The 21639-nt window shown below is 65.4% G+C and carries 23 protein-coding genes; 6 read left to right on the forward strand and 17 right to left on the reverse strand.

All coding sequences use genetic code 11. The features are described 5' to 3' along the window. Positions 1-81 precede the first annotated feature (81 nt). The 5 genes from AC16JP_RS10750 to AC16JP_RS10770 all read right to left on the reverse strand — a co-directional run bounded on the left by AC16JP_RS10750 (position 82) and on the right by AC16JP_RS10770 (position 4180). Complete coding sequence (locus AC16JP_RS10750; protein ID WP_484340612.1) at positions 82-588, reverse strand: L,D-transpeptidase family protein; 507 nt, start codon at positions 586-588, stop codon at positions 82-84. Next, the gene (gene ribA, locus AC16JP_RS10755) at positions 585-1658 is read right to left on the reverse strand and encodes a GTP cyclohydrolase II (RefSeq protein WP_484340613.1); all 1074 of its coding nucleotides are present in this window, start codon (positions 1656-1658) and stop codon (positions 585-587) included. The genes AC16JP_RS10750 and ribA overlap by 4 nt, the downstream gene beginning before the upstream one ends. Continuing rightward, on the reverse strand, positions 1655-2443 hold the full coding sequence (locus tag AC16JP_RS10760) for an exodeoxyribonuclease III (protein WP_484340614.1): 789 nt from the start codon (positions 2441-2443) through the stop codon (positions 1655-1657). The genes ribA and AC16JP_RS10760 overlap by 4 nt, the downstream gene beginning before the upstream one ends. A 406-nt stretch (positions 2444-2849) precedes the next feature. Further along, a complete protein-coding gene (locus AC16JP_RS10765; RefSeq protein WP_484340615.1) occupies positions 2850-3491 on the reverse strand; it encodes a LolA family protein in 642 nt (213 codons plus the stop codon). Then, positions 3488-4180 carry an HAD family hydrolase gene (locus tag AC16JP_RS10770; RefSeq protein WP_484340616.1) on the reverse strand — a complete coding sequence of 231 codons (693 nt, stop codon included), beginning with the start codon at positions 4178-4180 and terminating at the stop codon, positions 3488-3490. The genes AC16JP_RS10765 and AC16JP_RS10770 overlap by 4 nt, the downstream gene beginning before the upstream one ends. A gap of 88 nt (positions 4181-4268) precedes the next feature. Between AC16JP_RS10770 and glmU the strand changes: the two genes are divergently transcribed. Genes glmU through AC16JP_RS10800 form a run of 6 tightly spaced genes read left to right on the forward strand, consistent with a single transcriptional unit; the run spans position 4269 to position 12009 of the window. Beyond that, positions 4269-5633 carry a bifunctional UDP-N-acetylglucosamine diphosphorylase/glucosamine-1-phosphate N-acetyltransferase GlmU gene (gene glmU / locus AC16JP_RS10775; protein ID WP_484340617.1) on the forward strand — a complete coding sequence of 455 codons (1365 nt, stop codon included), beginning with the start codon at positions 4269-4271 and terminating at the stop codon, positions 5631-5633. After that, on the forward strand, positions 5634-7457 hold the full coding sequence (gene glmS / locus AC16JP_RS10780) for a glutamine--fructose-6-phosphate transaminase (isomerizing) (protein ID WP_484340618.1): 1824 nt from the start codon (positions 5634-5636) through the stop codon (positions 7455-7457). Continuing rightward, positions 7454-7786 carry a tRNA-binding protein gene (locus AC16JP_RS10785; protein WP_484340619.1) on the forward strand — a complete coding sequence of 111 codons (333 nt, stop codon included), beginning with the start codon at positions 7454-7456 and terminating at the stop codon, positions 7784-7786. Before glmS ends, AC16JP_RS10785 begins: the two co-directional genes overlap by 4 nt. Before the next feature lie 12 nt (positions 7787-7798). Next, on the forward strand, positions 7799-9142 hold the full coding sequence (gene gorA, locus AC16JP_RS10790; RefSeq protein WP_484340620.1) for a glutathione-disulfide reductase: 1344 nt from the start codon (positions 7799-7801) through the stop codon (positions 9140-9142). Between the two features lie 32 nt (positions 9143-9174). Further along, positions 9175-10599, forward strand: a complete 1425-nt coding sequence (locus AC16JP_RS10795; RefSeq protein WP_484340621.1) for an 8'-apo-carotenoid 13,14-cleaving dioxygenase — start codon at positions 9175-9177, stop codon at positions 10597-10599. Between the two features lie 39 nt (positions 10600-10638). Further along, on the forward strand, positions 10639-12009 hold the full coding sequence (locus tag AC16JP_RS10800) for a class II 3-deoxy-7-phosphoheptulonate synthase (protein WP_484340622.1): 1371 nt from the start codon (positions 10639-10641) through the stop codon (positions 12007-12009). Positions 12010-12024: 15 nt separating this feature from the next. Here the strand turns inward: AC16JP_RS10800 and tgt are convergent, their stop codons facing one another. From tgt to phaR, 12 genes are all read right to left on the reverse strand, one after another. Beyond that, positions 12025-13137, reverse strand: a complete 1113-nt coding sequence (gene tgt, locus AC16JP_RS10805; protein ID WP_484340623.1) for a tRNA guanosine(34) transglycosylase Tgt — start codon at positions 13135-13137, stop codon at positions 12025-12027. Between the two features lie 9 nt (positions 13138-13146). Then, on the reverse strand, positions 13147-13902 hold the full coding sequence (locus AC16JP_RS10810; RefSeq protein ID WP_484340624.1) for a lysostaphin resistance A-like protein: 756 nt from the start codon (positions 13900-13902) through the stop codon (positions 13147-13149). Continuing rightward, entirely contained in the window at positions 13899-14918 is a 1020-nt protein-coding gene (gene queA / locus AC16JP_RS10815; protein WP_484340625.1) for a tRNA preQ1(34) S-adenosylmethionine ribosyltransferase-isomerase QueA, read from the reverse strand. The genes AC16JP_RS10810 and queA overlap by 4 nt, the downstream gene beginning before the upstream one ends. A gap of 36 nt (positions 14919-14954) precedes the next feature. Beyond that, positions 14955-15689 (reverse strand): peptidylprolyl isomerase, encoded by a 735-nt coding sequence (locus AC16JP_RS10820; protein ID WP_484340626.1) that lies wholly within the window; start codon positions 15687-15689, stop codon positions 14955-14957. A 58-nt stretch (positions 15690-15747) separates the two neighbouring features. Further along, positions 15748-16239 (reverse strand): pantetheine-phosphate adenylyltransferase, encoded by a 492-nt coding sequence (coaD, locus tag AC16JP_RS10825; protein WP_484340627.1) that lies wholly within the window; start codon positions 16237-16239, stop codon positions 15748-15750. Further along, positions 16239-17135 (reverse strand): polyprenyl synthetase family protein, encoded by an 897-nt coding sequence (locus AC16JP_RS10830; protein ID WP_484340628.1) that lies wholly within the window; start codon positions 17133-17135, stop codon positions 16239-16241. The genes coaD and AC16JP_RS10830 overlap by 1 nt, the downstream gene beginning before the upstream one ends. A gap of 10 nt (positions 17136-17145) precedes the next feature. Then, a complete protein-coding gene (locus AC16JP_RS10835) occupies positions 17146-17388 on the reverse strand; it encodes an exodeoxyribonuclease VII small subunit (protein ID WP_484340629.1) in 243 nt (80 codons plus the stop codon). Between the two features lie 69 nt (positions 17389-17457). Then, positions 17458-18039: a cytochrome b gene (locus tag AC16JP_RS10840; RefSeq protein ID WP_484340630.1), complete on the reverse strand. Its 582-nt coding sequence runs from the start codon at positions 18037-18039 to the stop codon at positions 17458-17460. Further along, positions 18036-18635 carry a YceI family protein gene (locus AC16JP_RS10845; RefSeq protein WP_484340631.1) on the reverse strand — a complete coding sequence of 200 codons (600 nt, stop codon included), beginning with the start codon at positions 18633-18635 and terminating at the stop codon, positions 18036-18038. The genes AC16JP_RS10840 and AC16JP_RS10845 overlap by 4 nt, the downstream gene beginning before the upstream one ends. 148 nt (positions 18636-18783) lie before the next feature. Continuing rightward, a complete protein-coding gene (locus AC16JP_RS10850) occupies positions 18784-19533 on the reverse strand; it encodes a SapC family protein (RefSeq protein ID WP_484340632.1) in 750 nt (249 codons plus the stop codon). Positions 19534-19635: 102 nt separating this feature from the next. Next, a complete protein-coding gene (locus AC16JP_RS10855) occupies positions 19636-21027 on the reverse strand; it encodes an FAD-binding oxidoreductase (protein ID WP_484340633.1) in 1392 nt (463 codons plus the stop codon). Further along, positions 21024-21590 (reverse strand): polyhydroxyalkanoate synthesis repressor PhaR, encoded by a 567-nt coding sequence (gene phaR, locus AC16JP_RS10860; protein WP_484340634.1) that lies wholly within the window; start codon positions 21588-21590, stop codon positions 21024-21026. The genes AC16JP_RS10855 and phaR overlap by 4 nt, the downstream gene beginning before the upstream one ends. Between the last annotated feature and the right edge of the window lie 49 nt (positions 21591-21639).

Here is a 21639-nt window from a genome sequence, read left to right on the forward strand (position 1 = left end):
AGCCTTCGGAGGGCAACGCTCTATCCAGCTGAGCTACGGGTGCGGGCCGGGCTGCGCTAGTGCGGCGCGCGGCGCCGAAAGTCAAGCAGGGCTTACCCTGAACTCCATGCCGGCACGCAGGGCTGGCAGCATTCCCAGCATTGCCGCGCGTTCGATCGCAATACAGCCTTCCGTCGGTCGGGCGTCGTTGCGTATCAGGTGCCAGAACACCGCGCTGCCAAAGCCCGGCACCACCGGATTGCTGTTATGGTTCAGCACCACGATCACATCATACACGCCGTCGTCACGCCACAGCCGTTCGGCGCTGAACCCGTGCGGATGCAGGACGGAGCGGTTGTATTGCGGATCGGCCGGATCGTCCGACCAGCCGTCGTCGGGCCGAAGCCAGCGCCACGGCAGCGCCGTGATCGGCGCCGATATCCTGTCGGGCCGCAGCAGTGCGCCCACCAGCCGGTAATTGCCGGTCGGCGTTGCGCCATCGCCTTCGCGCTTGGCGGCTTCCGGCACCGCGCCGCCACGGCCGATGGTGCAGGGAAACCTGCGCTGCCCGAACGTCAGTGCGCGCGCGTCGGTATCGACGACGATCAAAGCAGATGGCCCTGCCGGTCGCGCTTGGTTGCCAGATAATGGCGGTTGTGCGGGTTTTCGCCGAAACTGTGGGCCACCAGTTCAACCACTTCGATGCCCTGTTCGGCCAGCGCCTGCGCCTTCGCCGGATTGTTCGACAACAGCCGCACCCGCGCGACGCCCAGCGCCTTCAGCATCGCCGAGGCCAGATCGAAGTCGCGTTCGTCCTCTCCGAAGCCGAGGCGCAGGTTTGCATCGACCGTATCGAACCCCTGATCCTGCAACTGATAGGCGCGCAGCTTGTTCAGCAGACCGATGCCCCGCCCTTCCTGTTGCAGATACAAAAGAATGCCGCCTTCGGCCGCAATCCGGTGTGCTGCCGCGCGCATCTGCGGGCCGCAATCGCACTTCAGGCTTCCCAGCACATCGCCGGTAAGGCACGCGCTGTGCAGGCGGACGAGGGGCGTGTCGCCACCAGTGCCGATCAGCAGCGCCAGATGTTCCGGCCCACCGTCGCCGGGGCGGAACGCCACTACCTGCGTATCTGGTGCACCATCGAGCGGCAGGCGCGCCCGGCTGACTATCGCAAGGCGTGGCGCACGCCGCCAGGCAAGGATCGCCGACGCATCGGCCACCGCCAGATCGGCGCCCGCTCCTTCTGCCGGCACCGCGAACAGCGCCGGCAGGATGGCCGCACGCTTCGCCAGCGCCAGTGCGGCTTCGGCGGCCTTCCGCCGGGTGCCGGGATCGCGGGTCGGGAATGGGCCTTTCATCGGCGCAGCAAGATCATCGACCGGATCGGCGGTGGCGATGCTTGCCACCAGATCGTGCCACGGCATCCGGTGGATCACCACCACACCCGCCCCGGCTGCTGCACGCTGGTTCATGATATGCAGCGTCGATGCGCGTTCAGGCGTCAACAGCAGGTCGGCGCGTGCTGTGACCTCCAGCCGGTCCAGCGTGGTAACCGTTGCAAGTTCGGCGGCCAGCACATCGATCGCCACCGCGCCGTCGCAGATGCGGACGATCTCTCCCCGGCGGAGGTCGTCGACTGCGCGCGCCAGCGCCAGATCGGATGCAGGGTCGCTCATAGGTCGAATTCAGTGACCAGCGGCACATGGTCGGACGGGCGATCCCACCCGCGCGCATCCGCCAGCGTAACCAGCGAACGGGCGCTTTCAGCAATCTGCGGCGACGCCCAGACATGATCCAGCCGCCGCCCGCGGTTCGACGCCGCCCAGTCCCGCGCGCGATAGCTCCACCAGGTGAACAGTCGTTCGGGAACCGGCACGAACCGGCGGCCCAGATCGACCCAGCCGTGGCTGTCCCGAAGCTTCGACAGCGCCTCCACCTCGATCGGGGTGTGGCTGACGACATCCAGCAGCGCCTTGTGATCCCAGACATCTTCCGGGTGCGGCGCGATGTTGAAATCCCCCAGCAGGATCGCCGGTTCACGAAGTGCGGCCGACCAATCCGTCATGCGGCCCAGAAAATCGAGCTTCTGACCGAACTTGGGGTTCACGGTGCGCAGCGGAATATCGCCACCGGCAGGCACATAGACATTGTGCAGCGCCACCCCCCCCGGCAGACGCACGGCGATGTGGCGCGCTTCGCCGTTCGCCTGCCAGTCATACCGGCCAATCGGCTCAAGCGGGATGCGCGACAGGATGGCGACGCCGTGGTGCATGCGCTGTCCACCCAGATAATGGTGGCGATAACCCAGCCGTGCGAACATGTCCGTCGGGAAACTGTTGTTATCGCACTTGGTTTCCTGCAGGCACAATATGTCGATCGGCGTTGCACCGAGGAGCTGCTCGACAAGATGTTGGCGGGCACGGACGCTGTTGATGTTCCAGCTTGCAATGCGGATCGACATTTCGCCCGGATAGGGCGGAAGCCGCCGGACGTCACGCCGCAAATTTATCGAATGTGCGGGAACCTGCCGAAATGCGCCCGACAGTCGGGACAAAGGTCCGCCGCATGGCCACATACCTGACGCTGGAACGGCCTCGCCAGGGGCTGGATACAGTTGGCCCCCGCCCCGGGGGCATGGAACGGGGGCCGGATGTGCGTTCGTCACGCAGTCGGTGCGCTATCCAGACGGGCAACAGGGGGCAAATCCCGGCCGGCTGCATCACCAACATTCAAACTTTAGCAAGACATTCCTTGCCCCAGCCTGAACGTGTTTACAATCTGCCCGGGCGTGCACTTTGTCAATCGGTTTTGCCCGGATCGCAGGCCGTTTCCACCATTCCGGACAGTTTTACTGCAAGAACTGGCGTTCAGCCCGCCCTTCCCGGCGGTTTTGCAAGGATTTTACGCGGATCACGGAAGCGGAACAACGAATCATCAACCGGAACATTGAACCGGCCGTTATCCAGTTCGACGACCGTCAGGTTGTTCTGCGCGTCGGTCACCCGCCAGCCCGCAAGCGCCAGCCCTCCCGGCGCCGACGCGTCGGGCTTCATGAAAAACAGGATACGGCCAAATTCTGGGCGCTTCGGGTCTTCGGCCATCACCGCAACCCGCCCCGGCACGGGAGACTGATCGGCAGGCAGCACACGGGCGATACGCGAGAGATCGAGCTTCGGATCCAGCAACACACCAAGCGGCGTCGAGCGGATCGGCCACTGCGACACCTGCGCCACCTTGTAATCGACGAAACTCAGGCGCGAGCCGTCGGCGACCACCAGAAACGGCGCCGACGCGCCGTAATCGAAGCGCACCCGCCCCGGCCGCTTCAACGACATGGTTCCCGTGGTGACGCGGCCGTCTGCCGCCGTCTGCCGGAAATCGGCGGTCATGGTGCCGGTAGCGGAAAGCGCCCGCTCGACATCGCCTAGGCTGAAGGACGCCGCCCGTGCCGGGGCCGGGGCGATCAGGGCAAACCCCAGCATTGCAGCAGTTACATGCGCGATATTCATGCGGCGCCCAATGCAGAGCGCCCCTTGAACGAGGCTTGAATGTCGGCAACCGCACCATCCAGGTCGGTGAAACGGTCGATCAGCCGGGTTGCGCCCAATGTCTCGACGGGTTCGGTCGAGTAGCCGAAGCTGACCAGCACCAGCGGCACATCGGCGGCAAGCGCCGTGTCTGCATCGGTTTTGGAATCGCCGACGAAAATCGGCCGTGCGCCGCCGGCTTCGCGCAGTGTCTCGAACAGGTGGCGCGGGTCGGGCTTGCGCCACGGGCGCGAATCGCCGCCCAGCAGCGCACCGAACCGCTGTTCCCAGCCAAGGCTGCCAAGCAACTGCCGTGCAAGGCCCTCCGGTTTGTTGGTGCAGACCGCCAGTCGCAACCCCTGTCGCTCCAGCGCATCGAGCGTTTCCTCGACGCCATCGAACGGCCGGCTGTGAACTGCGATGTTGCCGGCATAATGATCGAGAAAGACCGTAAGACCGCGTTCCAGCAACTCCTCGTCCTCGCCTCCGGTCGCGGCAAGACCGCGCTGCAACAGCACGCGCGCCCCGCGCCCGACCATGTGCCGGACCGTCGCCGGGTCGATCGCAGAGCGCCCCAGCAGCACGAGCGCATGGTTCAGGCTCGCCGTCAGGTCGGCGGCGGTATCGACGAGTGTGCCGTCGAGGTCGAAAATGATGGTGTCGAAATGCATGCGCCAGCCGATAGCCGGACGGCCGCGCCGACGCAAAGTCCGCTGCTACGGCTTTTCAGGGTGCGGGCGCTGTGGCAGTGCGGGGCGCATGAATCAACGCATTGCAGCCCCCGTTGCCGCGGTCATACTTGCCGCCGGCAAGGGCACCCGAATGAAGTCCGCCCTGCACAAGGTGCTCCATCCAGTGGGCGGCCGGCCGATGCTGCAACATCTGATGGCGTCGCTCGGGGCGGTTTGTCCGGCACGCACGCTGGTCGTTGTCGGCGATCGCGCCGAACAGATCGAGGCGGCGCTGGCCGGAACGGGCGCCGAACTGGTGGTGCAGCAGCCGCAACTGGGCACCGGCCATGCGGTGTTGCAGGCCTGTCAGCAGATCGGCGCGTTCGATGGCGTGGTGCTGATCCTGTTCGGCGACGTGCCGCTGATGTCGGCTGCAACCATGCGCAGGCTGCTGGCGGCGGTCGACGGCGAAAACGGCGCCGACATTGCCGTCCTCGGCTTCCGGCCTGAAGAACCGGGCGCCTATGGTCGCATCCTCGCCTCGGCCGACGGCAGCATAGACCGGATGGTCGAAGCGCGCGATGCAACGCCCGACGAACTGGGTGTCACGCTCTGCAACAGCGGCCTGATGGCGGTTAGGGGGGCACCGCTTGCGCGCTGGCTGGCGGCACTGAAGAACGACAATGCGGCTGGTGAATATTATCTGCCCGACATCGTGATGCTGGCCCGCGCCGAAGGCCATCGCGCCATCGTGCTGGAGGGGGACTCAGCCGAAGTAACCGGCGTGAACAGCCGGGCGGAACTCGCCCATGCGGAATCGCTGTTCCAGCAGGCGATGCGCCAGCAGATGATGGCCGCCGGGGTCAGCCTTGTGGCGCCGGAAACGGTGTTCTTCTGCCACGATACGCAGATCGGGCCGGATACGCTTGTTGAACCGAACGTCGTGTTCGGCCCCGGTGTGGTGGTGGAAGGCGGCGCGACGATCCGCGCCTTTTCCCACCTCGAAGGGGCGCGCGTGGCGGCAGGCTGCGAAGTCGGTCCCTATGCCCGGCTGCGGCCCGGCGCGGTGCTGGAACAGGGCGCCAAGATCGGCAATTTCGTCGAGGTGAAAAACAGCCGCCTGATGGCGGGCGCCAAGGCAAACCACCTTGCCTATCTGGGCGACGCCCAAGTGGGCGCGAAGGCGAACATCGGCGCAGGCACCATCACCTGCAACTACGACGGCTTTCGCAAATCGAAGACCACCGTTGGCGACGGCGCGTTCATCGGCTCCAACTCGTCGCTCGTCGCTCCGGTCAACATCGGCGCCGGTGCGATCGTCGGCGCAGGCAGCACGATCACGGCGGATGTTCCGGCCGACGCGCTTGCGCTGGTCAGGGCGGAAACACAGGAAAAGCAAGGCTGGGCCGCCCGCTTCCGGGCAGGCATGCAGGCCAGAAAGGACAAGCAGTAAATGTGCGGCATCGTCGGCATACTGGGGCGGGAAGATGTGGCGGAAAGCCTGCTCGACGGGCTGAGGCGGCTGGAATACCGGGGCTATGATTCCGCCGGCATCTGCACGCTGCCCGATGGACAGTTCCAGCGCCGTCGCGCCGAGGGCAAGCTGAAGAACCTTGCCGCCCGCCTGTCGGCAGACCCGCTGCCCGGTGCATCCGGCATCGCCCACACCCGCTGGGCAACCCACGGCGCCCCGACCGAAGACAACGCCCACCCGCACATCGTCGGCGATGTGGCGGTGGTGCACAACGGCATCATCGAGAACTTCAAGCCGCTGCGCGACGAGCTTCTGGCCGAAGGTCGCACCTTCCTTTCGCAGACCGACACCGAAGTCGTCGGCCACCTCGTCGCGCGCGAACTGGAAGCTGGCAAAACCCCGGTCGAGGCCGTTGCCACCGTTTTGCCACGGCTGCAGGGCGCGTTCGCCCTTGCGCTATTGTTCCGCAACCAACCCGACCTGCTGATCGGCGCACGCCTTGGCGCACCGCTTACCGTCGGCTTCGGCGAGGGGGAAAATTACCTCGGATCCGATGCGCTGGCGCTTGCGGGGCTGACGCAGCGGATCGCCTATCTGGAAGAAGGCGACTGGGTGGTGGTGCGGCGCAACGGCGTCGAGATCTTCGACCACGAAAACCGGCCGGTGAAACGCGCCGTCGTCACGTCGGGCGTATCGGCTGCCGCCAACGAAAAGGGCAACTACCGCCACTTCATGCAGAAGGAAATCCACGAGCAGCCGCTGGTGGTGGCGCAGACCCTGCAATCCTATCTGAAGCCACTGGCAGGCGAAATGGCGCTGCCTGTCCCTGACTTCGATTTCTCCGACGTGAAGCGCGTGCAGATCGTTGCCTGCGGCACCAGCTATTATGCCGGGATGGTGGCCAGCTACTGGCTCGAGAAATTCGCGCGGATTCCCGTCAGCATCGATTTCGCATCCGAGTTCCGCTACCGCGAGCCCGTGCTTGAACCGGGGGGGTTGGCGCTGTTCATCAGCCAGTCCGGCGAAACCGCCGACACGCTGGCGGCCCTCAGGCACGCCCGGCGCGAGGGCCAGAAGATCGCCGTCGTCGTCAATGTTCCAACCAGCAGCATGGCCCGCGAAGCCGACTTGCTGCTGCCGACGCACGCAGGCCCGGAAATCGGCGTCGCCTCGACCAAGGCGTTCACCTGTCAGTTGGCGGTGCTTGCCGCCCTTGCCGGGCATCTGGCCCGCGTGCGCGGCCGGCTGACCGCCGCCGAAGAACGCGCAATCGTCGACCAGCTCGTCGAGGCACCCGCGGCGATGAACGCGGCCCTCGATCTCGATGAAGCGGTGCAGGCGCTTGCCCCGCATGTCGCCAAAGCGCGCGACGTGCTGTATCTGGGCCGCGGGCCGGATTTTCCGATGGCGCTGGAAGGCGCCTTGAAGCTGAAGGAAATCAGCTACATCCACGCCGAGGGATACGCCGCCGGCGAAATGAAGCACGGCCCGATCGCGCTGATCGACGAATCGGTGCCGGTGATCGTGCTGGCGCCAAGCGGGCCATGGTTCGAAAAGACCGCCTCGAACATGCAGGAAGTGCGCGCCCGTGGCGGCAAGGTGATCCTGATTTCCGACAAGGCCGGAATCGAGGAAGCGGGCGAGGGCGCGATCGCGACGCTTGAAATGCCAAGCGTCCACCCGCTCATCACGCCGCTCGTCTATGCGATTCCGGTGCAGTTGCTGGCCTATCATGTGGCCGTCCTGAAAGGGACCGACGTGGACCAGCCGCGCAATCTTGCAAAATCGGTTACGGTGGAATGATTTCCTTCGACGATTTCCTGAAGGTCGAGCTGCGCGTGGGCCGCATCGTCAGCGCCGAACCATTCCCCGAAGCCCGCAAGCCCGCCTACCGGCTGCGGGTGGATTTCGGAGCCGAAATCGGCCTGCGCACATCCAGCGCGCAAATCACCGGCCTCTACGTTTGCGATGAACTGGTGGGGAAGCTGGTGGTCGGGGTGGTGAATTTTCCTCCTAAACAGATCGGCCCCATGCGTTCCGAGTGCCTGATCACCGGGTTCCACAACGCCGATGGCCATGTCGCCCTGTGCGTTCCGGATCAGGATGTGCCATTGGGAACGAGACTGCTTTGACGGAGGAAGGCAATGGCCTTCGATTTTGATTATTTCGTCATCGGCGCCGGGTCTGGCGGCGTGCGCTCGGCCCGGATCGCCGCGTCGCACGGCGCGCGCGTCGCCATCGCCGAAGAATATCGCGTGGGCGGCACCTGCGTCATTCGCGGCTGCGTGCCGAAAAAGATGCTGGCGATCGGCGCCGCGTTCGCCGCCGACCTTTCCCACGCCCGGCAGTTCGGCTGGGCCATAGAATCCGCACGGTTCGACTGGCCAACTCTGCGCGACAATGTCCTTGCCGACGTCGACCGGCTGAACCGCGCCTACCAGACCACCCTCGACAGCAACGACGTTAAAACGATCGCCAGCCGCGCGACCCTTGCCGGAGCAAACAGGGTAATGGTCGACGGCCGCGAACTGACGGCGCGCCATGTGCTGGTCGCAAGCGGCGCCCGCCCGCATGTGCCCGACATTCCGGGCGCAGAGCTCGGCATCACCTCGAACGAGTTTTTCCACCTCGACGCCCTGCCCCGCCGGGCAGCGATTTGCGGCGGCGGCTTCATCGCCAACGAGCTTGCGGGCATCCTGCATGAACTGGGGGTCGAGGTAACGATCGTCCTCAGGTCCGAGGTGCTGCTGCGCGGCTGGGACCGCGATCTGGCCAAACGCCTGCAGGCAGCTTCCGAAGCGAAGGGCATCCGATTCCGCCTGAACGCCCCCCCCGAACGGCTGGAGCGCAGGGCAGACGGCAGCCTTTCGCTTACATGCAGCAACGGTGGCACGATCGAAACCGATCTGCTGATCTGGGCGACAGGGCGGGTTCCCAACAGCGGCGACCTCGGGCTGGAGGCGCTGGGCGTGGCGCTGGGCCCGAACGGTGCGATCGCCGTCGACGACGACAGCGCCACCAGCCTGCCCTGGCTGCACGCAGTCGGCGACGTGACCGACCGCCTGCAACTGACCCCGGTTGCAATCCGCGAAGGCCATGCCCTTGCCGACCGCCTGTTCGGCACCCGCCACTGGACGGTCGACCACCGCGACGTGCCGCAGGCGGTGTTCAGCAATCCGCCGCTGGCGGCCGTCGGTCTGACCGAGGATGAAGCCCGCGCGCGCGCCGGTGGCGATGTTCGCGTCTTCACCGCCGATTTCCGGCCGATGAAGCATACGCTGACAGGCACATCCGAACGCTGCTTCTACAAGCTGGTCGTCGACGCGCAGACGGATCGGTTGCTGGGCGCCCACATGCTTGGCCCCGATTCACCCGAAATCCTGCAGGCGCTGGCGATCGCGGTGAAAGCCGGGCTGACGAAGGCGCAGCTTGACCAGACGGTCGCGCTGCATCCATCCATGGCGGAAGAACTGGTTCTTATGCGATAAGGGGGCTTGGCTGTCTTCAGCGGGAGGAAGGCATGGCCGGATTCGGTGCGACGGTACGTAATGCGGCTATGAAGGGCGTCATGGCTTTGGCGGCGTTCAATCGCGGCCGGATGCAGCCACGCCAGAACCCCTATCTCGAAGGGGTGCACCTGCCTCTCGGTTGCGAACATCATGTCGTGGGCCTGAAGGTCGAGGGGGCGATCCCGGCCGGGCTTGACGGCGTCTATGCGCGCAACGGGCCGAACCCGCTCGTCGCCGAACATGACGCCAGCTACCACTGGTTTCTGGGTGATGCGATGCTGCACGGTGTGCGCTTGTGCCAGGGGCGCGCGCTCTGGTACCGGAACCGCTGGGTGCGTTCGACAAGGGTCAGCGAAGCGCTGGGCGAGCCGCCGGCGCCAGGCGCGAGGCATCCGCGCACCGACACCGCGAACACCAATGTCGTCTGCATCGGCGGCCGTTCGTTCGCCATCGTCGAGGCCGGGGGCAAGCCGGTCGAACTGGGGCCGGAACTGGAAACCATCGCCCACAACCCGTTCGACGGCACCCTGCACGGTCCCTATTCCGCCCACCCCCACCGCGACCCCGCAACAGGCAATTATCACGCGGTGTGCTACGAAGCCGGGCCGGATGGGCCGGTGTTCCATGTGGTGGTCGCAGCCGACGGGCGGGTGATCCGCGAAGAACAGCTTCCGGTGCCCGGCGGCCCGATGGTCCACGACTGCGCCATCACCCAGCACAATCTTCTGGTGTTTGATCTGCCCGTCCTGTTTTCGAAGGAAATGGCGATCCGCGGCTATCGCTTTCCCTACGCCTGGGAACCGCGGCATCAGGCGCGCGTCGGCGTGCTGGGACTGGACGCGCCGGGAAGCAGCGTCCGCTGGGCGGCAGTCGAACCCTGCTATGTGTACCACCCATGCAACGCCTACGAGGCAGGCGACGGCACGATCATCGTCGATGTGATCGCCCACAACCGCATGTTCGAATCCGGCGCGATGGGGCCGGACAGCCCGGATACCCGCTTTGAACGCTGGACGGTCGATCCCGGCAAAGGCACCGTCGACCGGAGGGTGATCGACGCCTCTCCGCAGGAATTTCCCCGCTTCGACGAGCGGCTGACCGGCCGCCCCTACCGCCATGCATGGACTGCGGCCGTCGATGTCGGCGACAATCTGGTCACCGGCCGCGCATCGGCGATCTATGCCCATGATCTGGCGACCGGCGCCCGCGAAGTGCATGATTTCGGGCCGGGCTGGTCTCCCGGAGAGTTTGTGCACATCCCCTATGGCCCGGCCGAACTCGACGGCTGGCTGATCGGTCTGGTCAGCAATCACGCGGCGAACGAAAGCGCGCTGATCATTCTGGATGCGCGCAATTTCACCGGGCCGGAAGTCGCGCGGGTCACCATCCCGACCCGCATTCCACCGGGGTTCCACGGCAACTGGCTGCCGGCATGACTTGCACTTAGGGGCATAGCTTGTCATGAGCGATGCCCCATGAGCAGGAACTGGACACCGAACAGCTGGCGCAATGCCGAAGCACGGCAGATGCCGCACTGGCCCGACGCGGCGAAAGCCGCTGCCGTCGAAACGGAAATGCGCAGCTACCCGCCGCTGGTATTCGCCGGCGAAACCCGCATTCTTTCCGAACGGCTGGCCGATGTCGCCGCCGGGCGCGCCTTTCTGTTGCAGGGCGGCGACTGCGCCGAAAGCTTCGCCGAATTCCACCCGGACAATATCCGCGACACCTTCCGCGTGCTGTTGCAGATGGCCGTCACGCTGACGTTCGCCAGCCACATGCCGGTCGTGAAGGTCGGCCGGATGGCGGGGCAGTTCGCCAAGCCGCGCTCCTCGGACGTCGAGGAACTGGGCGGCGTGACGCTGCCGTCGTATCGCGGAGATATCGTCAACGATATCGCCTTCGAAGAAACCGCACGCGTGCCCGATCCGGAACGACAGAAGCGCGCCTATATGCAGGCTGCGGCCACACTGAACCTGCTGCGCGCCTTCGCAACCGGCGGCTATGCCAATCTGCATCAGGTTCACAAGTGGAACCTCGATTTCGTGGCGCGGTCGCCATGGGCCGAACGCTATTCCGAAGTCGCCAGCCGCATCGGAGAGGCGCTGTCGTTCATGGAAGCCTGCGGCATTTCCCCGGAAACGGTGCCGCAACTGAAGGGCACCGAATTCTACACCAGCCACGAAGCGCTGTTGCTGGGCTACGAAGAAGCCATGACCCGGCAGGACAGCCTGACCGGGCAGTGGGTCGACACCTCGGCCCATATGCTGTGGATCGGCGACCGCACCCGCTTCGAAGGCTCGGCCCACCTCGAGTTTCTGCGCGGTGTCATCAACCCGCTGGGTCTGAAATGCGGCCCCAGCATCAAGCCCGACGAGCTTCTGCGCCTGCTCGACACGCTGAACCCCTCGAACAGCGCCGGGCGGATCACGCTGATCAGCCGCTTCGGCGCCGACAAGGCCGAAGCGCACCTGCCCGCACTGGTGCGCGCCATCCGGCGTGAGGGCCGGCAGGTGATCTGGTCGTGCGATCCGATGCACGGCAACACCGTGAAAGCCTCGTCCGGCTACAAGACCCGGCCATTCGAACGGGTGCTGGCCGAAGTGCGGCAGGTGTCGGCGATCCATCGCGCCGAAGGCAGCTACATGGGTGGCATCCACATCGAGATGACGGGCCGCAACGTCACCGAATGCACGGGCGGCGCAGTCGCCGTGACCGACGAGGGGCTGGCCGACCGCTATCACACCCATTGCGACCCGCGGCTGAACGCCGGGCAGTCGCTGGAGCTGGCTTTCCTGCTGGCCGAAGAACTGGCCGCACACCGGCGGAGCCTGTCCGCCGCAGCCTGAGGTCTGCTTGGCCGGTCAGGCAGGCGTTTCCATCGCCGCAAGGCGCGCGCGGGCATAGTTTTCCGCGCGGCCTTCGGCGATGGCGTCGCGCAGGCCCTGCATAAGCTGCTGATAGTGCCAGATGTTATGCTGCGTCAGCAGCATCGGCCCCAGCATTTCACCCGCCTTGAACAGATGGTGCAGATAGGCGCGGCCATAGTGCGCGCAGGTCGGGCACGGGCAGTCGGGGTCCAGCGGGGCCTGATCCTCGGCGTGGCGGGCGTTGCGCACGTTCAGCGTGCCCGACGTAACGAAGGCCTGCGCGGTGCGGCCTGAACGGGTCGGCAGAACGCAGTCGAACATATCGACCCCGCGCAGCACCGCGCCAATGATATCCGACGGTTTGCCCACCCCCATCAGGTAGCGCGGCCTGTCGTCCGGCAGATAGCCGGGGGCATAGTCCAGCACGTCGAACATGGCCTCCTGCCCTTCGCCGACCGCCAGCCCGCCGATCGCATAGCCTTCGAAGCCGATTTCCCGCAGCTTGTCCGAGGATTCCTGCCTGAGGTCGCGATAGATGCCGCCCTGCTGGATTCCGAACAGTGCGGGCGCCGGGTTCGCCAGAAACGCCGTGCGCGACCGGGCGGCCCAGCGCATCGACAGCCGCATCGACTTCGCGGCCTCGTCGTGGGTTGCCGGAAACTTCGTGCATTCGTCGAACGCCATCACGATATCCGACCCCAGCAATCGCTGGATTTCGATCGAGCGTTCGGGCGTCACGAAATGGCGCGATCCATCGATGTGCGACTGGAACGAGACGCCTTCCTCGGTGATCTTCACCAGGCTGCCGAGGCTCATGACCTGATAGCCGCCGCTGTCGGTCAGGATCGGGCGCGGCCAGTTCATGAAGTGATGCAGGCCGCCAAGCCGCGCCATGCGCTCGGCGCCGGGGCGCAGCATCAGATGATAGGTGTTGCCAAGAATGATGTCGGCGCCGGCCGCGCGCACCTGTTCCGGGTGCATCCCCTTGACCGTTGCCGCCGTGCCGACGGGCATGAACGCAGGCGTGCGGATGACGCCTCGCGGTGTTTCGATCAACCCGGTGCGCGCTCGGCCATCGGTTGCGGAAATCTGGAAGCGGAATGACATGCGCGCCCGCTAGGCGGTTTTGCGTGGCTTGGGAACCATGCGCGTCGTCAGCAGAATCGCGCCCAGAACGATCGCTGCACGCAGGCCATTGCCCAACCAGCCGCCGACAGCCGTTTCCCCCAGCGCGAACACCATCCACACAAGGTTCATGCCCATATGCAGAAACACCGACGCCCAGAGATTCCAGTGCCAGCGCCAGAACAGCCAGCCGAACAACAGCCCGCCTGCCGCCGTAATGGCAACGGCGCCCGCCATTTCACCGATCCCAACCCCCTGATATGCATGAACGGCACCGAAAAAGACGGCCTGCATGATGCAGGCGGGTATCAGCCGCCATCCGGCAAGACGGACCAGCCCCCCGATGGCGAGGCCCCGATACCCCAGTTCCTCGAAAAAGGGGCCGCCCACGCCCTGCCAGGCAAGGCCCGGTGCTGACAAATCGGTCGAGACATCGGCTACGATCAGGGCAAAGATCGTCGCGGGAACGAAAATCACCGCCGACCAGACGATCGGCACCGCCGGAGACTGCGTCACACCGGAAAGCCGCAGCAGGCGCGCTGGCGAACTGCGCGACGCAACACCGGCCAGCAGCAGCATGACAACGACGTCCGACAGCGTTGCGACGACCGACCGGCTGTAAGGGAACAGGGATGGCATAGCATGCAGCAGGTCGCCGCTTGTCATCGACCAGCCGAGCGCAACGACAATGGCGGCCGCAATCAGGATCGAGCGCCTCACCAACGGGTGTGGTCTGTCGTTGTTCATGCCCCCTCCGGCAGCAGCAGGCTGGTGTCGCCGTAGCTATAGAAGCGGTAGTCGTTCGCAATCGCATGGGCATAGGCCGCCTGCATGCGCTCCAGCCCCATCAGCGCCGAAACCAGCATGAACAGGGTGCTGCGCGGCAGGTGGAAGTTGGTCAGCAGGCCGTCGACCGCGCGAAACCGGTATCCCGGCGTGATGAAGATGTCGGTGCTGCCGGAAAAGGGGCGCAGGCCGCTTGCTTCCAGCAGGCGAAGCGAAGTCGTGCCGATGGCGATGATCCGCCGCCCTTCGGCCCGCGCCGCCGCCAGCCGCGCGGCCACATCCTCGGGCAGATGCCCCCATTCGTGGTGCATGCGGTGGTCGTCGGTATCCTCGGCCTTTACCGGCAGAAACGTGCCCGCTCCCACATGCAGCGTCACCGTTTCGCGGCTGATACCCGCCGCGTCCAGCGCCGCCAGCAGCGCGGGCGTGAAATGCAGCCCTGCAGTCGGCGCAGCAACCGCCCCGTCGTGCGCGGCAAAGATGGTCTGGTAGTCGGCGTGATCGGCCTGATCGACGGCGCGGCGGCGGGCGATATAGGGCGGCAGCGGCATGGTGCCGGCCTGTTCCAGCGCCAGTTCCAGCGGGCCATCGCACTCGAAGCGGAAGTGGATTTCCCCGCCCTCGCCTTTTGCCACGACGACACCGGCCAGCGCCTCGCCGAATTGCACGCGGTCGCCGAGTTTCAGGCGGCGGGCGTTGCGCACGAAGCCAAGCCATTCCAGCGGCCCAAGGCGCATGTGCAGCGTCACGTCGATGCCCGCATCGCCCTTCCTGCCCGACAGTTGCGCGGGGATCACGCGGGTATCATTGCCCACCAGCACATCGCCCGGCCTGAGCAGCCGGGGAAGGTCCGACACCAGATGGTCGGCCAGCCCATCGGGCGCCACGCGCAGCAGGCGCGCCGAATCGCGCGGAGAGGCCGGTCGCAACGCGATCCGGTCTTCCGGCAGGTGGAAATCGAACTCGTCTACGCGCATCCTGTTTCCGCCGCGTGCGGGGCTACCGCCCTGCCGTTATTTCCGCTTCGGCGCTGCCGGCTTCGCGGGTTCGGCAGGCGCAAGCAGTTTCGCCGCTTCCGCGGCCAGCGGATCAGCCGCTTTCCCCGCCACGGCAAACACCGGCGGCGCCTTGTGATCGGATCCAATCGACGCCTGCAGGATACGGCTTGGATTGGCAGGCGGCTCGCCGCGCTCGATCGCGTCCACCCACTGCATGCCGTCGATCACCCGGCCGAACGCGGTGTAATGGCGATCAAGCCGCAGCATCGGCTGGAACATGATGAAGAACTGGCTGTTGGCGCTGTTCAGTTCGTTGGCGCGCGCCATCGAAACCGTGCCGCGCACATGCGGCGCCTCGTTGAATTCGGGTTCCAGGTTGGGAAGGTCGGACCCGCCTTCGCCGGTGCCCTTGGGATCGCCGGTCTGCGCCATGAAGCCGTCGATCACCCGGTGGAACAACTGCCCGTCATAGAAGCCGCGCCGCGTCAGCGTGCGGATGCGTTCCACATGCTTCGGTGCAATCGACGGGCGCAGCAGGATCGTGACGCGGCCGCCGGTCGACAGGTCCAGATACCAGATATTCTCGGGGTCGATCGCGGGCTGTGCCGGCGCGGCTGCGGCCTGCGGCACTGCCGCCGGTTGCGCTTTTTGGGCAGTCGCGTCAGGCGACGGCGCATCGGGCGTCGATTGGGCGGCGGCAGGTGCGGCCACCAGCATCGCAAGGGCGGCCAGGATCAGGCGGAAGCTCATGAAACGATCTATTCTCCGGCAAAGGCTTGCGGGCGGCTGAACGGCGGGCTGAATTGGATCAGGCCCGGTTGCGCGCGATACGCTCGCGCACTTCGGCTGCGATGGTTTTCGGCACGAACCGGTCGATCACGCCGCCATAGCTTGCGATTTCCTTCACCAGCCTGGAAGCGATCGGCTGCAACGCCACATCGGCCATCAGAAACACCGTTTCGATGCTGTTGTTCAGTTGCTGGTTCATCCCGGCCATCTGAAATTCATATTCGAAGTCGGCAACGGCGCGCAGCCCGCGAACGATGACCGTCGCCCCCTGCGTTTCCGCAAAATGCATCAGCAAGGCGTCGAACGGCACCACGCTGACACCGGCGATATGCGCGGTTTCGCGGCGCACCTGCGCCACCCGTTCGTCCAGCGTGAACAGCGGCGATTTCGATGGGTTGGTCGCCACCCCGATCACCAGTTCATCGACCAGTTTCGCCCCCCGGCTGATGATGTCCATGTGGCCAAGCGTGATGGGATCGAAGGTTCCCGGATAAACACCGATGCGCTTCATCAATGGTTCCGTTCTATCGCAAAGCGCGCAATCGCGCGCAGCGGATCGGCTTCGGGGCCGAAGCCGTGAAGATGATGGATGGACTGATCGATCAGCATTTCGGCCTGCGCCCGTGCGCGCTGCACCCCCAGCAGCGAAACGAAGGTGGATTTACCTGCCGGCAGATCCTTGCGCAGCGCCTTGCCGGCGGCTTCCGGGTCGCCCTCTACGTCGATCAGGTCGTCGGCGATCTGGAAGGCAAGGCCCAGATCGCGGGCATATCCGCGCAGCTTCAGCCGCGTCTGCTGCCCGACGCGCCCCATGATGCCGCCCGCTTCAGCGGCAAAGCCGATCAGCGCGCCGGTCTTCAACTGCTGCAACCGGGTGGTGACCGCCAGATCGAAGCTTTCGGTTTCCGCGGCAAGATCCATCATCTGGCCACCGGCCATCCCCGCCGGCCCCGATGCGCGCGCCAGTTCCATCACCAGTTCCGAACGCACGAACGGGTCTTCATGGGTCTGCTCGTCGGCAAGCAGCTCGAACGCCAGCGCAAACAGGCTGTCCCCCGTAAGCACGGCGATCGCTTCGCCGAACGCCTTGTGCACCGTTGGCTTGCCACGGCGCATGTCGTCGTCGTCCATGCAGGGCAGATCGTCGTGGACGAGGCTGTAGGCATGCACTGCCTCGATTGCCATCGCCACGCGCAGCGCGCATTCGCGTTCGACGTTGAACAGATCGCACGACGCCACCACCAGCAGCGGGCGCATCCGCTTGCCGCTGCCGATCAGCGTATAGCGCATGGCTTCGTACAGGCGGTCGCGCGGGTCGTTCGGCGGCGCAAGCAAGCGGTCGAACCGCGCATCGAGCGCGGCGCCTATTGCTTCAAGGGCGGGCTTCAGCGCCTGACTTGCCTGCATAGCAGCGGGCCTAGCCGGGAAACGGCGCTTCGGAAACCGGGTTGCCGTCCCGGTCTAGCTGAAGCTGGGAAATCCGCGCTTCGGCCGCCGACAGCTTGGCCTCGCAATGGGCGCGCAGCGCCTGCGCGTCTTCATAGAGCGTGATTGCGGCTTCGAGCGGCGCATCGCCCGATTCCAACTGCTTCACGATCGCTTCCAGCCGCTGCAAAGCCGCCTCGAAGCTGAGATCGGAAATATCGTCGGAACCTGACATCATCCCTCCTGCAAAGCCTGCCTTTGGACGGGGGGGCGGCGCCGGTCAAGCACCGCCAGCCCGCATGAATCAGTCGCTGCCCTTGCGCAGGTGCGGCACCATCCGTGCCAGCACGTCGTCGCGATCGAAATACTGGTGCTTCAGTGCCGCCGCCACATGCAGCACGATCAAGGCGATGGTGATGAACGCCAGCGTCCCGTGGGTTGCACTCGCCTGCTCGGCCAGTTCCTTGCTCCGCTCGATGGGCAGCAGCGGCCAGTCGAACAGCCAGAACCAGTTGATCGGCTTGCCACGCGGGTTGGCCGACGACATCACCCAGCCCGACAGCGGCAGCAGGATCAGGACCAGATAGAAGCCCCAGTGGGTGATCTTCGCCAGAGAGCGCTCGACCGCGGTCATGTGGCCGGGAAGCGGCGGCGCCCCGGCCGTCAGCCGCAGCAGCAGCCGCACCACACTGAGGACGAGGATCATCAGGCCGTTGCTTTTGTGGAGGACCATGATCGTCGATGCGAGATCGCGTTTTGCCGGGTCCGCCGAATCGAACAGGCTCTCGAGCGTCAGGCCGCCGGCGATATTGACGACGAGCAACACTGCGATGAGCCAGTGCAAAAATATGGCGGTGCGGCTGTAGCTGCTGATGGTTCCCGTCATTTCCTGATGAACTCCGCTTCGATTGCCAGTTGGATCTCGTCGCCTAGAATGCCCTGAAGGTCGGTCATGCCGAAGTCCGACCGCTTGAAGCTGCCGCGCGCGGAAATGCCGATCGCGGGCTTCTTCATCATCGGGTGCTCTTTCGCGCCGATCAGCTTCACATCAAGGCTGACGGGTTTGGTCACGCCAAGAAACGTCAGGTCGCCGGTCAGCCGCCCGGTATCGGGGCCGGTCGCGACGAGGCCGGTCGAACGAAAGTCGATCGAGGGGAATGTATCGGCCCGCAGGAAGCTCGTCGCGATCTTCCTGTCGAAATCTTCCTTCTCGGGGAACGGAAAGTCGGTGCGGACCGACTTCGGGTCGATGCGGACGCTTACCGTCGATTTCGTCGGGTTGGCGGCATCGAGGTCGAGCACGGCTTCGAAGCCGGTGAAACGCGCCGTGTAGTTCGAAAGCCCAAGGTGCCGCACCTGCCACGTAAGGCTGCCGTGTGGCCGGTCGAGCACATATTGACCGGAAGGCACCGACAGCGGTGCCGCCTGCGCACAGAGCGGCGCGGCAGCAGCCAGAAACGCCACCCCCAGGAGCGGCTTCATGAAAGACAACAAAATGGCACCCTCCTTCGGATCAAGCCGATGGTAGAGTGCCGTTTGATTTCAGACAAGCTGCCAGCAGAATCCGACAAAGCGAGGCTGAATGGCGGCGATCGCAGGCGCTTGCGCCGGAAGATCGCCGCTGGTTGGTTCAGGCCGCGAGTTGCGGGTTCATGCGCGCGAACAGTTCGCGCATCTGCGACAGCGAGAACAGGTGCGCGTAGATCAGACCCAGCATGCCGTTCTGCACCATCTTGCGGGCCTGATCACCACGCAGGTTCTGCAGCTTCTGCTCGTCGATCATGCGGAAACCGGCGAAGGTTGCGGGCTGCTCCATGCCGGGGTTCTGGATCTGCGCCTGCCCTTCCATCAGCAGGCCAAGCTTCGCCAGCTCGTCCATGAAGCTCTTGGTGCGGGCGATCGCCTGCTCGAAATTCTCGCAGAACTGCATGATGTTCTTCGTCGTGTCTGTCGGCTGCTTGCCGTCGTCGAACAGCTTGTCGTCGGAATCCGGCGACAGCATGCCCGCCTTGTCGTCGAACACCAGGCTCAGGACATTTTCTTCCTGCCCGAGGCGGGCCAGCATGAACGGGTGGCGGCGCACATAGGCCGGAACATAGATCCCGTTCGTCCACTGCCCATCCTCGTCGATGAACAGGTTCTGCCCTTCCTGCAGGCCGACCAGCGCCAAGGGAACACTGTCGGCGCCTTCGGTGAACACGATCGGGAAATGATGCTGCGCCTGCACGAATTCATCGACGGTGATCGGAACCGCATGCGTGGTGCGGGCGAACTTCAGGTCCTTGCGCTGGATAAGGCCCCAGTCCGCATGCTCCTCCGACGAGAGCGGAACGAGGTTCTGATAGAAAAGCGGCAGTTGTGCGGGCGGTTGGCTGGCCATCTTGTCTTTCCCGATATGAAAAGAGCGCCCGTGATGAGGCGCGCGAAGGCTGCGCTCTAGCGCGCGCCGGGGCATGAAGCAAGCAACGCCGGGCGCCGCGCTTCAGGCGAACATCTTGCCCGGATTCAGAATATCCAGCGGATCGAGCGCCGCCTTGATCGCCCGCATCGCCGCAAGCTTTCCCGGATCGCCCAGACGACGCAGTTCCGCCGCCTTCGCCGTTCCGATCCCGTGCTCGGCGGAAATCGTGCCCTGATGGGAAACCACCAGATCATGGATCGCGCGCCGCGCCGCTGCCTCGTTGTCGGCAACCCACGGATCTGACGCCACGCCCTTCGGCGGGCGCAGGTTCCAGTGCAGATTACCGTCGCCCAGATGCCCGAACACCAGCGGTCGCGCCCCCGGCAACAGCCTGGCGAACATCTGAACGGCAGCATCGTGGAAGGCCGGCACCCGCACCACCGGCACGGCAATGTCGTTCTTGATCGCCTTGCCCTCGGTGCGTTCGGCAACCGGAATGTTTTCGCGCAAGGCCCACATTTCGCCAGCCTGCTGCCCCGATGCGGCGATCGCGGCGTCGGTTGCCTCGTGTGCGGCAAGCGCATCCACCAGCACCGCTTCCAGCGCGTCCACCGCCACCTCGGCCTCGATCAGCACATGCCACGGCGCAGCGCGCTCTGTGGGGATGCGGCTGCCGGGGATTCGATCCAGCACCAGCGCCAGCGCGTCGGCCGCCATGATCTCGAAACTCTCGATACGTTCGCCCAGCCTTTGCCGCAGCCGCGCCAGCACCGCCAGCGCCGCCGCAACCGATGGCACGGCCAGCCAGCCGACGCTCGTCTGCGTCAGCGCAGGCGACAGCTTCAGCGCAACCTCGGTGACGACGCCAAGCGTTCCCTCGCCGCCGATCAGCAGTTGCTTCACGTCGTAGCCGCTGTTGTCTTTCCTCAGCGGCGACAACTGCCCCAGCACGCTGCCATCGGGCAGCACCGCTTCCAGCCCCAGCACCAGATGGCGCATCTGGCCGTGGCGCAGCACCTGCACCCCGCCCGCGTTCGTCGAAACCAGCCCGCCGATGGTGGCGCTGCCGCGCGCCCCCAGCGACAGCGGAAACCGGCAGCCAGCCTCTGCCGCCGCCTGATGCACAGTATCAAGGATGACGCCCGCCTGCGCGACCAGCGAAAGGCCATCCGGGTCGATCGCGGAAATCCTGTTCATCCGCGCAAGCGACAGCACCACACATGGCATTCCGCCCGGTTCAGGCACACCGCCGCCGACCAGCCCGGTATTCCCCCCCTGCGGCACCAGCCCGATGCGATGCAGCGCCGCCCAGCGGACGACTTCCTGCACTTCGGCTGTGCTGCACGGTTGCAGCAGGGCAAGCGCTTCGCCGCGTTTCTGGCCGCGCCAGTCGGTCAGGTGGGGGGCAAGATCGGCATCGTCGCGCACGATACCGGCGGGAAGCCCGCCCGGCAGCGGCGCCCGCCCGCTCATTCGCGGACCAGTTTGTCGATCTTTGCCTGCAAAGCCTTCAGTTCGTCCTTCAGCGCTTTCACATTATCTGCGGGCATATCGTCGGCGGGCTGTTCGGCCGGTGCGTGCGGGGTGCCCGCCGCCCACATTTCCGACGCGGCCTTCACCATCGCCATGTTCTGGCGCGCCAGCGCCTCGAACGGGTTCGATCCCCCGCCCATCATGCCAAGCATGGTCTGCCGCGCCTGTTCCTGGTTGCGGCGGAACGCTTCCATCGACGCCTCCAGATAGTGCGGCACCATCGCCTGCATCTGGTCGCCGTACATCGAGATCAACTGGCGCAGGAAACTGACCGGCAGCAGCGCATTGCCGCGGCTTTCTTCCTCGACGATGATCTGTGTCAGCACCGTGTGGGTGATGTCGTCGCCGGTCTTGGCGTCCACCACCTTGAACTCGCGTCCGGCGCGGGTCATGGCTGACAGATGTTCCAGCGTGATATAGCTTGAGCTTTCCGTGTCATAGAGACGCCGGTTGGCGTATTTCTTGATGATCACGGGTTCAGAAGAAGGCTGCGTGCTAGTCATGATGGTCCAGTTCGCGAAAGGCATCGCCTGCAAATGTCTGTCGTAACGC

This window comes from Sandaracinobacteroides sp., assembly GCF_057137845.1.

Bases quoted from the DNA above. Each gene is read 5' to 3' on its own strand.
- AC16JP_RS10800 (WP_484340622.1), top strand. From the start codon at position 10,639: ATGAGCAGGAACTGGACACCGAACAGCTGGCGCAATGCCGAAGCACGG.
- coaD (WP_484340627.1), bottom strand. From the start codon at position 16,239: ATGAAGCGCATCGGTGTTTATCCGGGAACCTTCGATCCCATCACGCTT.
- glmU (WP_484340617.1), top strand. From the start codon at position 4,269: ATGAATCAACGCATTGCAGCCCCCGTTGCCGCGGTCATACTTGCCGCC.
- tgt (WP_484340623.1), bottom strand. From the start codon at position 13,137: ATGTCATTCCGCTTCCAGATTTCCGCAACCGATGGCCGAGCGCGCACC.
- glmS (WP_484340618.1), top strand. From the start codon at position 5,634: ATGTGCGGCATCGTCGGCATACTGGGGCGGGAAGATGTGGCGGAAAGC.
- queA (WP_484340625.1), bottom strand. From the start codon at position 14,918: ATGCGCGTAGACGAGTTCGATTTCCACCTGCCGGAAGACCGGATCGCG.
- AC16JP_RS10810 (WP_484340624.1), bottom strand. From the start codon at position 13,902: ATGAACAACGACAGACCACACCCGTTGGTGAGGCGCTCGATCCTGATT.
- AC16JP_RS10840 (WP_484340630.1), bottom strand. From the start codon at position 18,039: ATGACGGGAACCATCAGCAGCTACAGCCGCACCGCCATATTTTTGCAC.
- AC16JP_RS10765 (WP_484340615.1), bottom strand. From the start codon at position 3,491: ATGAATATCGCGCATGTAACTGCTGCAATGCTGGGGTTTGCCCTGATC.
- AC16JP_RS10795 (WP_484340621.1), top strand. From the start codon at position 9,175: ATGGCCGGATTCGGTGCGACGGTACGTAATGCGGCTATGAAGGGCGTC.
- gorA (WP_484340620.1), top strand. From the start codon at position 7,799: ATGGCCTTCGATTTTGATTATTTCGTCATCGGCGCCGGGTCTGGCGGC.
- AC16JP_RS10770 (WP_484340616.1), bottom strand. From the start codon at position 4,180: ATGCATTTCGACACCATCATTTTCGACCTCGACGGCACACTCGTCGAT.
- AC16JP_RS10855 (WP_484340633.1), bottom strand. From the start codon at position 21,027: ATGAGCGGGCGGGCGCCGCTGCCGGGCGGGCTTCCCGCCGGTATCGTG.
- AC16JP_RS10850 (WP_484340632.1), bottom strand. From the start codon at position 19,533: ATGGCCAGCCAACCGCCCGCACAACTGCCGCTTTTCTATCAGAACCTC.
- AC16JP_RS10785 (WP_484340619.1), top strand. From the start codon at position 7,454: ATGATTTCCTTCGACGATTTCCTGAAGGTCGAGCTGCGCGTGGGCCGC.
- AC16JP_RS10760 (WP_484340614.1), bottom strand. From the start codon at position 2,443: ATGTCGATCCGCATTGCAAGCTGGAACATCAACAGCGTCCGTGCCCGC.
- ribA (WP_484340613.1), bottom strand. From the start codon at position 1,658: ATGAGCGACCCTGCATCCGATCTGGCGCTGGCGCGCGCAGTCGACGAC.
- phaR (WP_484340634.1), bottom strand. From the start codon at position 21,590: ATGACTAGCACGCAGCCTTCTTCTGAACCCGTGATCATCAAGAAATAC.
- AC16JP_RS10820 (WP_484340626.1), bottom strand. From the start codon at position 15,689: ATGAGCTTCCGCCTGATCCTGGCCGCCCTTGCGATGCTGGTGGCCGCA.
- AC16JP_RS10830 (WP_484340628.1), bottom strand. From the start codon at position 17,135: ATGCAGGCAAGTCAGGCGCTGAAGCCCGCCCTTGAAGCAATAGGCGCC.
- AC16JP_RS10835 (WP_484340629.1), bottom strand. From the start codon at position 17,388: ATGTCAGGTTCCGACGATATTTCCGATCTCAGCTTCGAGGCGGCTTTG.
- AC16JP_RS10845 (WP_484340631.1), bottom strand. From the start codon at position 18,635: ATGAAGCCGCTCCTGGGGGTGGCGTTTCTGGCTGCTGCCGCGCCGCTC.